Origin of the sequence: Candidatus Albibeggiatoa sp. nov. BB20 (assembly GCA_016744725.1) — a bacterium.
Lineage (GTDB): Bacteria > Pseudomonadota > Gammaproteobacteria > Beggiatoales > Beggiatoaceae > Albibeggiatoa.
In genome coordinates this window covers 1-11175 of sequence record JADGDW010000045.1, presented here as the reverse complement: position 1 = coordinate 11175, position 11175 = coordinate 1, and the positions used below count along the sequence as shown (strand labels likewise).

10 protein-coding genes are annotated in these 11175 nt (G+C 37.8%); 3 read left to right on the top strand and 7 right to left on the bottom strand.

Going from position 1 to position 11175, the window contains the following annotated elements:
* Positions 1-1028, top strand: a 1028-nt coding sequence (locus ABXH34_RS07070) for a dioxygenase family protein (protein WP_353571168.1), incomplete at its 5' end; no start/stop codon positions are given.
* Positions 1029-1104: 76 nt separating this feature from the next.
* Here the strand turns inward: ABXH34_RS07070 and ABXH34_RS07065 are convergent.
* Together ABXH34_RS07065 and ABXH34_RS07060 are read right to left on the bottom strand one after the other, a co-directional pair.
* Positions 1105-1608: a disulfide bond formation protein B gene (locus tag ABXH34_RS07065; RefSeq protein WP_353571167.1), complete on the bottom strand. Its 504-nt coding sequence runs from the start codon at positions 1606-1608 to the stop codon at positions 1105-1107.
* 86 nt (positions 1609-1694) lie between these two features.
* Complete coding sequence (locus ABXH34_RS07060) at positions 1695-2063, bottom strand: hypothetical protein (protein ID WP_353571166.1); 369 nt, start codon at positions 2061-2063, stop codon at positions 1695-1697.
* A 175-nt stretch (positions 2064-2238) separates the two neighbouring features.
* On the opposite strand from ABXH34_RS07060, the gene ABXH34_RS07055 reads away from it, so the two are divergent.
* Positions 2239-3885: an Lcl C-terminal domain-containing protein gene (locus ABXH34_RS07055; RefSeq protein WP_353571165.1), complete on the top strand. Its 1647-nt coding sequence runs from the start codon at positions 2239-2241 to the stop codon at positions 3883-3885.
* Positions 3886-4276: 391 nt separating this feature from the next.
* On the opposite strand, the gene ABXH34_RS07050 is transcribed toward ABXH34_RS07055, so the two are convergent.
* The 4 genes from ABXH34_RS07050 to ABXH34_RS07035 all read right to left on the bottom strand — a co-directional run bounded on the left by ABXH34_RS07050 (position 4277) and on the right by ABXH34_RS07035 (position 7547).
* Positions 4277-4543 carry a Txe/YoeB family addiction module toxin gene (locus tag ABXH34_RS07050; RefSeq protein ID WP_353571164.1) on the bottom strand — a complete coding sequence of 89 codons (267 nt, stop codon included), beginning with the start codon at positions 4541-4543 and terminating at the stop codon, positions 4277-4279.
* Positions 4540-4794 (bottom strand): type II toxin-antitoxin system Phd/YefM family antitoxin, encoded by a 255-nt coding sequence (locus ABXH34_RS07045; RefSeq protein WP_353571163.1) that lies wholly within the window; start codon positions 4792-4794, stop codon positions 4540-4542. The genes ABXH34_RS07050 and ABXH34_RS07045 overlap by 4 nt, the downstream gene beginning before the upstream one ends.
* A 104-nt stretch (positions 4795-4898) precedes the next feature.
* Positions 4899-6215 carry a tetratricopeptide repeat protein gene (locus ABXH34_RS07040; RefSeq protein WP_353571162.1) on the bottom strand — a complete coding sequence of 439 codons (1317 nt, stop codon included), beginning with the start codon at positions 6213-6215 and terminating at the stop codon, positions 4899-4901.
* Between the two features lie 9 nt (positions 6216-6224).
* Positions 6225-7547 carry a hypothetical protein gene (locus tag ABXH34_RS07035; RefSeq protein ID WP_353571161.1) on the bottom strand — a complete coding sequence of 441 codons (1323 nt, stop codon included), beginning with the start codon at positions 7545-7547 and terminating at the stop codon, positions 6225-6227.
* A 516-nt stretch (positions 7548-8063) separates the two neighbouring features.
* Here ABXH34_RS07035 and ABXH34_RS07030 point away from each other — a divergent pair.
* The gene (locus ABXH34_RS07030; RefSeq protein ID WP_353571160.1) at positions 8064-9410 is read left to right on the top strand and encodes a Fic family protein; all 1347 of its coding nucleotides are present in this window, start codon (positions 8064-8066) and stop codon (positions 9408-9410) included.
* A gap of 40 nt (positions 9411-9450) precedes the next feature.
* Here the strand turns inward: ABXH34_RS07030 and argH are convergent, their stop codons facing one another.
* Positions 9451-10830 carry an argininosuccinate lyase gene (gene argH, locus ABXH34_RS07025; protein WP_353571159.1) on the bottom strand — a complete coding sequence of 460 codons (1380 nt, stop codon included), beginning with the start codon at positions 10828-10830 and terminating at the stop codon, positions 9451-9453.
* Positions 10831-11175: the final 345 nt, after the last annotated feature.

Below are 11175 nucleotides of genomic sequence, written 5' to 3'. Positions count from 1 at the left end.
ACGGATTAGCTGAGTTGACACAAGCGGCCTATGCTGAAGATGTAGCATGTACGCTTCCTCCTTCGATGGCCAAAGGCCCTTACTGGGTCGATGAAAAGCTCAATCGTGCTGATATTACACTTGATACGGATAGAGCCTCGGTGCTAAATGGCTTACCATTAACCTTGAATCTGAGTATTTTTAACGATAATGGCAACAGTTGCGGTACTGATCCTGTACCCAATATGCAAATTGATATTTGGCACGCGGACGCGGCTGGTGAATACTCTGATGTATCAGGTAATGGTCAATCTAATACCAAAGGGCAGGATTTTTTAAGGGGATTTCAACTCACTAATGCAGAAGGTAAAGTTAGTTTCAAAACCATTTATCCTGGATGGTATCCAAGCAGGACTGTACATATTCATTTACGCGCTCGTGCTTATGATGCCAATGGTAATAATATCTACGATTTTGCGACCCAATTTTTTCTTGATGATGAAATCACAGATACTGTTTATGCGGTTGAGCCTTATAATACACAAGGAACGCGCGATACACGTAATAGTAATGATTTTGGCTATTTGGGTGTACAAACACCGCCGATGCTCAATTTAGTCACGAATGATGATGGTAGCATGACGGGTGAAATTGTGATTGGCTTATCTGGTGTACCAGACAATATTGCAAATAGTAGTGGTTTCAATGTGAGTTCAGTCAATAACGGTAGTCCAACAGAGCCTTCTATTAACAGCGTGTTAACGATTAATCCTACAGATATAGGCATAATTGGTAACATCTATGTATTGGCTTTTTTCAACGGTTCATGGTTTATCAATAGTGGACAAACGTGGTCGGCTTATGCTGATTCGGCAAGTGCGGATATAGCGGCTTTTTACACAGGTTTATTGGAGAGCACGCATCAGTTAACTATCTTATCTGGTTTAGATGTCAGTAATCTGCAAGGGGCACGTTTGTACGTTGGTTATGGTATCAATACCCAAGATATGTTGCAAAAATCACAATACACAATTGCTTATACTTTATAGTGAAATGACTCTCTTTGAGACTGCACACTTTTTAAAAATGTGCAGTCCCTTTAGAATTGGATAGTGGACTATTATGCTATTTTTTCAGTGAATATAAACTCATGATTGCAGTAATTAGAATTGCCGTAACACTGAGGACAATGAGGCTTTCAGCCATTGTGATACCAAATAAAAGCTCTGGGGTATAACCACATGGCTCCCAAGGCTCAAATATATTTGGAAACCATTTATCAAGTGCAAACCATTCTGGAAATCCGATTTTCATACTACAAGCACCTTCAATAAAGCCGCGTTCAGTAGCGAGGAGATTCCAAGAGCGTTCCATCAAACCGAAAGAAAGCAACAGGGTTATAATATGGCTCAGAGTTCTAAGTATTCTGTTATTTCTCATCAGTGGTGCGAGCAAAGCGACTAACATAAACGCCATTACATAGATACGCACATGGATACATACAGCACAAGGGCCATAATCTAGTTGATGTTGAAAGAAAAGAGCAATTCCTTCCATTATCGCGCCCAAAACCAGTATAGCCAGCCAATACCAAATACTTCTGCTTATTTTAGTTAACAACTGTGTCATTCAATGTGTTCCTTTAAGTGTTGTGCCAATTTAATATTATCAATGTAGATCAAATTCAATAGATGGGAATGAGACAATCAAACTGACTAAAGTGTTATTTCATCACGCCACTCAATTTCCCCATTATCTTTAATTTTAATATAGATGCTTCCTGAGTAACTACTTTCAAAATAGATATATATGTTTTCTTTATAGCAATGATTGCCCATTTTATAATGTATGGTTAAAGAGGAATCAGCCGCAGAAATAATCCTTTTCATGCCTTGTTCATTAGGCATTATTTTAAGTATCACTTCTGCACCCCCTGTAAATTCTAAAATAATATTTTCAACAGGGCTTTTCGCAATATTATCAACATAAATAAAAATACCAGCCTTAGAAAGACAAGCATTTTGAATTATGACTAAAAATAAAACCACACTATAGCTAATAATGGATTTTTTACTAAGCAACATTAGCCATTGTCTCCAACAATGGTTTTTTTATTATGTATCTAGCTAAAATAGATAGCAAATATCCCCCTCTCTAAACCCCATAAGTATTGCGACAGCTTTGAGTTATTCACTCGTATATAAAATAAAGTGACGTTAGAAACGTCATATCATTTTGATATTAGGGGAGCTCATCACTATGCAAATACCAAGCAATAAAATACTAAGCCCATTAGGTTTAAGTATTTCTCTATTGTTATTAAACCAACCAAGCATGGCAAACTCATTGTCTACATTGGAACACGCCTGTTTTGATACGGTCAGTCAACGCTTACATTTACCCAAAATAAATGATGCAAATACATCAGAAAATTACAGTTTAAGTTTAGATTTAGTTGCTTTACAGCCTGTCACATTTGACTTAGACCTAGAATCAGTAGGAACAATTGATACAAGTACGACTACCAATGCAACTTATACGTCTGAAACAGGCGTTCTTACTGCTCCTGCTGTATTGATTGGACAAGATTGGGGACAAGTTGAGCTACAACAATCTTATTCTTTGGAAAATATTCGGTTTGAAATGACACAATTGAGTGCGGGGCAAGCACCAGATGCACAGACAGTAATAGGAAACTGTGATTCTGTGCCTCGATTTATTATTGAGACAGGACAAAAGTTGTCTTATGACGACAATGGTAACGAGATTACGGCACAAATCGGCGATGATTTTTATGGTCAGGATATTCAATATCAGAGTGTCAGTTTTTCTTTTACAGACAATAGTGATGGCACAGTTGCTGATAACAACACGGGGCTGACTTGGCAACAAATACCATCAGCAGAAAAATATACTTGGCAGGCAGCACAGGATTATTGTGCTAATTTAGAGTATGCAGACCACGATGATTGGCGAACGCCCTCTTTAAAAGAACTTATTTCTATTGAGGACTTTGAACAAGGCTGGCCTTACATCGACACAGATTATTTTAGTTTTGGTGATGAATCTATCGGCAAACACCTCCAATTTTGGTCGAATAATGATTATAAAGTCGGCACAACACATGGCGGTAGCCCTACTGCATTTGGCCTCAATTATGGTACGGGACATATTAAGGGCTATCCTACAGGTGATGGAGGCGGTGAATTGCCACCACTTGAACAATCTGGTGCACCCGTTGGTACTGAGAATACTGAAGCAACGTCAGAAAATAGCCCTCCACCTCAAGAATCTGATGCACCTGCTGGTGTAGGTGATACTGAAAATAGTTCAGAAAATAATCCTCCGCCTCCAAATGGTGAAGCTCCAACTAATGGCAATGTAGCGGCAAAATTTGTGCGTTGTGTCAGTGGTGAAGATTATGGTATTAACCGATTTGTTGATAATGGTGATGGTACAGTTTCTGATTACGGCACAGGTTTGATGTGGATGAAAGATGATTCTGTTCAAGGTAAAGATTGGGTTGATGCCTTGGCTTATGCTGAGAATCTTGAATATGCTGGTTATGATGATTGGCATTTGCCAAATGTTAAAGAATTACAGAGTATTGTTGATTATTCTGGGGTTTATCCTGCAATCAATCCAGATTATTTTAATATCACTGATGAAGATGCCTATTTTTGGTCAAGCACCTCTGCTTATTTTTCTAATGTATCAGAGGAACAGCAAAAACGTTACTGGGCTTGGTATGTGGCTTTTGGATATGCAGTTGATAATAACGGGGAGGATTCACATGGTGCGGGTGCAATTCGTTATGACACCAAAGTAGAGGGTGGGCCTGTAGGTGAAGATACTGAACGAGTTTATAATTATGCACGAGCCGTTAGAAATATTAGTTCGCAATAGTTAGACATTTTCTTGATTTTATAGCTCGTTATCAAGTTGTCTTGTTCTAACGATCTTCGTTGAAATGCAGTGCAGATGCTCCGCGTCGTAGATGGTTAATGACGCAGAGTGTCAATGCTGAATTACCAGAACGTAGTCACTGGAACTTACCGCGCTAGAAAAAAACCAGAATTCACAAGATTTATGATTTTATTTCGTTCCCACATGCCATGCGGGAACGAGATAAGCTGAGTTCTTTACAGCCTCTGCATATGGGAACGAGAAATGTGGGAACAAGGAATCGTTTTATTTGATTGAGCTTGCGATGCCTACTGCTCACACTCTCGTTCCTACGCGCCGCGTCATGAATTCAATTATTGTGCTAATTGTTCCCGCGTTTCCAGTCCATAGCTTATTTTTGATAATGGTATCGGCAAGAAATAATCGTGATTTCGGTACATTCTTCGTCTATTTCGTAAACTAAACGATGCTCAGCATTGATTCTACGTGACAGATAACCAGATAAGTGACCTTTAAGTTTTTCTGGTTTGCCTAAGCCTTCATAAGGTGTTCTTTGTACCTCTTTGATGAGCGTATTGATTTTTTTAAGCAGTTTGCGCTCATTATTTTGAAACCAAAGATAATCTTCCCATCCAAATTCTGTGAATGTGAGTTTCATGATTTAATCAGTTGTCTTTGTTGTTTTTTGCCTGTTTTGGCTTGTTCGATTGATTGTTGTAGGCGTTCGGCATTCGCTGGATTGGATAGGAGGTATAGAGTTTCTTGCCAAGCATTAAATTCTTCTAATGAGATAAGCACTGCTTTGTCACCCGTATCACTGCATATAATCGTTGGTTCTGTGTTGTTTGTGACCGTTTTGATGAGGTGTGGTAAATTTTGGCTTGCATAGTTTATTGTGACTGCATCCATTTGTTTTCTCTTGTAAGTTTATATTTTAAAAAGTGTAGCATATATCAACATCATCACACCTCGTTCCTACGCGCCGCGTAGGAATGCAGTCCAGACGCGCCGCGTCATGAATTTAACTGCTTTGCCAATTGTTCCCAATATTCCAAGCCCGTGCCGCCCAGTTGTTTGGCTAAATTATCTAAATTCTGTAAAGCTTGTGCTTCACCAATTTTATTAGCGATTAAATAAGATTGTACCCATGCTGCAAGGGCTTCTTGTTGTTCTTTATTTTCTAAATGGATATGTCCGATATTAAATAAAGTCGCACACATACCAGACATATCGCCGATTTCTTGTCTTATCAGCAGCGATTGTTTTAAATACCCTAACGCCGTCTCATAGTCCCCTCTTGCTGAGTAAATTTGAGAAATATTGTTCAAAGTCGTGCCTTCGCCGCTACGGTCGCTGATTTCTTGTCTTATCAGCAGCGATTGTTTTAAATACCCTAACGCCGTCTCATAGTCCCCTTTGGCATAAGCTATTGTAGACATATTGTTCAACAAACCACCTTCATTTTTACGATCTCTAATTTCCTGAGCAATTTCCAGCGATTGTTTTAAATACCCTAACGCCGTCTCATAGTCCCCTCTTGCTTTAAATATTTGAGAAATATTGTTCAAAGTCGTGCCTTCTAATTGCTGCTGATGAGTTTGACGACTTAAATCTAACGCTTTTTGATAAGCATCCAAAGAGATGTCATATTTTCCGATAGAATAATAAATTCTACCAAGGTCATTCTGTAAATCTGCTTGCGCTTCTGTGGTCGTTGCTTCATCCAGCAAACTGTGCAACATTTTTATCCACCGCTGTTTTTCTGCCTTATTAAGATAATCAGCAGCGTGGAGTTCACCAGAGCGAAAACCCTGAAGTTCCGCCTGCATAATGTCGTTTTGTTGGGACTTGGGTATATCAAATTCATAAATAGCACTGCGCCAATCAAAAAAATCCAGTGCATGAGTCGCCAATAATTGCAAAGCATATTCGGGCAACCAAAAAAACAAGGCACGGTTGAGGCGTTGATAGACACTGCGTTGCCAATTGATTTGTTGCAATGTTTGAAAAGCGGGTATTGTTTCAAAGACCTGTTCGCGGGGATTAGGTAGATAAGCTTCCAAATCATAAATAAACACAGCTTGGTCTGGCGGTAAAGTATCTAATTCTATTGTTAAAGCCGCCGCGATAGAAAAATTATCAAAATCATACTTTTGCATTAAAGTTTGAATGCTGATTTCAATAATTGGGATTTGAGACTGGGCTTTAATCGCTGCAACCAATTGTTGGCGGTACTGTGGCGAATTACAGCGAACAAAAAACAAATAAAAATGCGCTGTTTCACAACGACGCAGGGCACGTAAAAGACGGGGAAAATCAGCAGAATCCATCAGGTCACACTAAGCAGAGTTGGCATTTAATAAAGTTTGAATGGTTTCGATTTTTAACACGGCTGGATGCAATGCTTGCCACAATTCACCATTTTCATATTCTAAAATAATACGATTATTCGTTAAGCGTGCATAACTATCACTATGTTCATTAGGCTGTTTTCGATGAATCGCTTGCAATACCTGTTTGTCGGCTTCAGTTAGGGTAATTAATTGACGGCTATAAAATTTAATTAATGCCTGTTTAGCGTATTGAATGTCATCCTGCACAATTTTGTCACCATCGGTTTCTGTGACGTTGCGCAACAAAATCATCAAATCTCGAATTGCCCCACCGCTGAGAATAATAAGTTCATCAACATACGCTTTGTTCTCAAACACCGCTTCAATTTTAATGCGTCTCGCAATCAAATCACATAAAGCTTCTTTCCCCTCTTCACTGCTGACTTTCACCATTGGCATCACCAACATTTCCGAAAATTCAGTTTTCAAATTGGTTTGTGAAGCCAAGGTAATCGGAACGGTGTAAATGATATGGCTGTTAACCCATTTGAGTTGCTCTGCATGGAGAATAAATAATTCATAGTGATTATTGTGTTGGCGTTCTTTATCATGCACGTACAACAATTTTTCTAAACCATCAACAATAATGACCAAGTCGACAAAACCAGCCTTTTGAATTTTTTGCCGACTATCGGTAATCAAACGCTGCAAATGCGACTTGAACACTGATAAATTCCGTTCAATATTTTTGCGAATGACTTCACGTTGGGTGCTGCTCACCTTGAGAGCTGTCGTGAGTTTAATCAGCAAACCACCAAAAAATGTTTTTAAACCCGCCTCTGCTTCACTTTTGAGTTCTGCTTCTAAGCTTGTTTTACGGTCTTGCTCGACAATTTTATCCGCAAACCAATCAGATAAATTTTCCAATAAATCATCATTTAGTTGCCAGTTTTTTTCTTCCATTGCTAAAAACAAAGCATTGGCAACATTTAATAAAACATCTTGATATTCAATATCATTCATATCCAAAATATTTTCTATATCCAAATACACCACAAAAAATTTATCAGCTTCAAGTTTATTTTTTAATTGGTATAGTTCGGTTGTTTTACCACTACCTCTATGCCCAGAAAATAGCATACTAAAGTGTTTACCAACTTGCTGATTACGGCTAATATTTCTAGCAATATTATTAATCCAACTTTTGCGTTGCCCACGCACTGTTGATAAATCCCGATAACGCTCATCATGGGCTGCATAAAGCGGTTTATCAGGGTCACAAGCATGATACATATCGTCTATTGTAGAAACAGGATATTTTAAGTCCATACTTTCTCCGTAAAAATTCATAACTGGCAAATTCCACTTACTTTAGCATAATACGTTACTCATGTTTTTATTGACTGTGGATTCGGGCGGATAATAAAAGGCGTGGCGATAGCTTGGGGCATGACAAACATCTTTTTTTTGAAATTCTCAATAAAACCTACAACGGTATATCTTCAATAAGCTGTTGTGGCAGTTTATGAATAAATTCCATATTAATTATTATTCTATAGTCAATTCCATCTTAAGTGCGATGATTGGCAGTCATGAAACTCTTTAAATATCAATTGCTTTTAAAACTAAGGATTACTAGTCCTGTATCATCTTAGAATAAAACGACTATATTTCACCCTACACTCTTTTATTTACGTAAAGTGAGCTAATAAGATGGGTTTCAGTTTGTTCTACTCGCTCTACATGACATACGTAAAGTGAGTTAATAATGTAGAGTGATGACTACAATAATGTCAATTTGTATAATATACTAACTTTATAGAAATTAGTATTTAGAAAAAAGCCATGAAAATTCCAGAATCCCCACCACTGCTATCTGAATTTATCCAGAACATTCCACAAGATAAATTAATCAAATTGATTACCCTAAATATCGGTATGACAGATACAAAAGGACGTTATGTCCATTGGGAAAAGCTAAAATACCATATCCCGCCTAAAAATTTTTCTAGTGAAGAATATTGGGTGGCAATCAAACTTGCTCGGCAAAACGTGCGGAAAGAAATCCCATTACAAGATACGAAAGGAATGCCTTTTGGCTTCTGTGTGCCAGATAGTCTGCAAAAACAATTACATTGGCTAGATCAAAATGCAGCAGGTCATATCACAATGGATCAAGCTGTGACAAACCCACACACCAGAAACACTTATTTAATTAACTCATTAATTGAAGAAGCCATCAGTTCTAGCCAATTGGAAGGTGCATCAACGACCCGAAACGTTGCAAAAGAAATGTTAAGACAAAATCGGCCGCCTCAAGATCATAGTGAACACATGATTGTTAATAATTACAAAGCTATGCAAATGATTCAAGATTTTAAAGAAGATGATTTAACACCCGCTTTAATTTTGCGTTTACATGAAATTTTGACTCAAAACACACTCGATGATGCAACAAGGGCAGGACAGTATCGAACCAATGATGATGATATTAGAGTGATAGATGGTACAGGAACTGAAGTGCTGCATATTCCGCCTAAAGCCGAAAGTTTGCCGCAATATATGGAACAACTCTGTCATTTTGCCAACCACACAACAGATGAAAATGGTTTTATTCACCCTGTTATTAAAGCCGTCATTTTGCATTTTATGCTGGGTTATATTCATCCCTTTATTGATGGTAATGGAGGAACAGCAAGGGCTTTATTTTATTGGGCAATGGCAAAGCAAGACTACTGGCTCATTGAATTCATTTCGATTTCTCGTATTATTAAACAAGCCCCGATTCAATATGGCACAGCTTATTTACACACCGAAACCGATGATAATGATTTAACTTATTTCTTGATTCATCAAATGGATGTGATTAAACAAGGTATCACGGCATTACATCAATATTTACATAAAAAAGCCGATGATATTGAAGAGGTTGAAAAACTACTTGAACATTCCCAAGCAAAAGGCGAACTCAATTATAGACAGCTTTCATTATTAAAACATGCGATTAAACACCCAAATGCAATTTATCGAATTAAACAGCATCAAGCTGAACATAAAATTACCTATCAAACCGCACGTACCGACTTATTAAAAATGTCAGATGAGTTGAATTTATTACGGCGCAGAAAATATGGAAAAGAGTTTGTATTTATTTCACCGCCTGATTTAAAAGTGAAACTTCAAGCTCAATAGTTTTTCGGGCTGGCGATGCTTATTCCAGCCCTGTTGAAGCTTAAATCTGTGCTTTCAAACGCTGAGCAGCTTGTTTTACTTGCTCTGGAGCTGTGCCACCTAAATGATTACGAGCCGCAACTGAACCTTCTAAAGTCAATACTTCAAACACACCTTGTTCAATTATCTCAGAAAAACCTTGCAACACAGATAATTCCAAATCAGGTAAATCACATTTATTATCAATACAATGTCTGACAGCTTTGCCCACAACTTCATGAGCATCTCGGAACGCCACACCTTTGCGTACCAAATAATCGGCCAAATCTGTCGCGGTAGCGAAACCTGCTTTAGCTGCTTGGCGCATATTATCCGCATTGACTTGCAGGCTTGGAATCATATCCGCGTACACTTTTAAACTGCCGCGAATCGTATCTACCGTGTCAAAAAGTGGCTCTTTATCTTCTTGATTATCTTTGTTATAAGCCAGCGGTTGTGATTTCATTAACGTAAGCAAACTATGTAAATGCCCATACACACGGCCTGTTTTACCACGCACCAATTCAGGTACATCAGGATTTTTTTTCTGCGGCATGATAGATGAACCCGTACAAAATGCGTCGCTTAACTCGATAAAATTAAATTGTGCTGATGACCATAAAACCAATTCTTCAGAAAAACGTGATAAATGCATCATCAATAAAGCCGCATCTGCCGTGAATTCAATTGCAAAATCCCTATCACTCACTGCATCTAATGAGTTAGCTGCAACCGTTTCAAACCCTAACAATTCTGCACTATAAGCACGGTCAATCGGATATGTTGTACCCGCTAACGCCGCCGCACCTAACGGCATTGAATTCACCCGTTTGCGACAATCTTGTAAACGGGTTCTGTCGCGCAATAACATTTCACACCATGCTAATAAATGATGGCCAAAGGTAATAGGCTGCGCACTTTGCAAATGAGTAAATCCGGGCATAATCGTTGCCGCTTCACGCTCAGCTACATTCGCTAATGCAATGAGTAAACGATTCAATTCATTGATAATTAAATCAATTTCATGACGTAAATATAACCGAATATCGGTTGCAACTTGGTCATTACGTGAACGGCCTGTGTGTAATTTCTTACCAACAATACCAATTTTTGCAGTCAAACAGCTTTCGATATTCATGTGAACATCTTCAAGACTTACCGACCACTGAAATTGTCCTTGTTCGATTTCTTGCTCAATTTGTTCTAAACCTGTGACGATTTGCTGACATTCTTGTTCTGTCAAAACCTCCACTTTTGCTAACATTTTGGCATGAGCGATTGAACCCATAATGTCATAAGCATATAAACGTTGGTCAAAGTCTACTGAGGCAGTAAAAGCTTCGACAAATTCATTGGTTGAGGCGGTAAAACGTCCGCTCCATGGTTTTTCTGCAACTGTCATTGTTTTTTCTTTAAAATGTATCGTCTACAAACAAGAGCATAGCATACAACTAATGAACATTGATTCACAATAATTAGATGATTTATTCAAAAATATCAGATTTCAGTTCTTTATAATTGTTGCTGCATATTTTATTAAAAATGACTAAACTATAATTTAGTAAATTAAGCTAAATGGGCAGTATTTAAAAATACTTTAATTATTGAAATTTTTCGGTTAAAAGTATATTAGATAATTATTTTCTATTGATTTATATTTTTACATGGGTATCCAAATTGAACTTATCTCTATAATTATACATCAGGAAAATGCTCTGTCAACCCTAATATGTAACGATATTTTATA

Bases quoted from the DNA above. Each gene is read 5' to 3' on its own strand.
- ABXH34_RS07065 (WP_353571167.1), bottom strand. From the start codon at position 1,608: ATGACACAGTTGTTAACTAAAATAAGCAGAAGTATTTGGTATTGGCTG.
- ABXH34_RS07060 (WP_353571166.1), bottom strand. From the start codon at position 2,063: ATGTTGCTTAGTAAAAAATCCATTATTAGCTATAGTGTGGTTTTATTT.
- ABXH34_RS07055 (WP_353571165.1), top strand. From the start codon at position 2,239: ATGCAAATACCAAGCAATAAAATACTAAGCCCATTAGGTTTAAGTATT.
- ABXH34_RS07050 (WP_353571164.1), bottom strand. From the start codon at position 4,543: ATGAAACTCACATTCACAGAATTTGGATGGGAAGATTATCTTTGGTTT.
- ABXH34_RS07045 (WP_353571163.1), bottom strand. From the start codon at position 4,794: ATGGATGCAGTCACAATAAACTATGCAAGCCAAAATTTACCACACCTC.
- ABXH34_RS07040 (WP_353571162.1), bottom strand. From the start codon at position 6,215: ATGGATTCTGCTGATTTTCCCCGTCTTTTACGTGCCCTGCGTCGTTGT.
- ABXH34_RS07035 (WP_353571161.1), bottom strand. From the start codon at position 7,547: ATGGACTTAAAATATCCTGTTTCTACAATAGACGATATGTATCATGCT.
- ABXH34_RS07030 (WP_353571160.1), top strand. From the start codon at position 8,064: ATGAAAATTCCAGAATCCCCACCACTGCTATCTGAATTTATCCAGAAC.
- argH (WP_353571159.1), bottom strand. From the start codon at position 10,830: ATGACAGTTGCAGAAAAACCATGGAGCGGACGTTTTACCGCCTCAACC.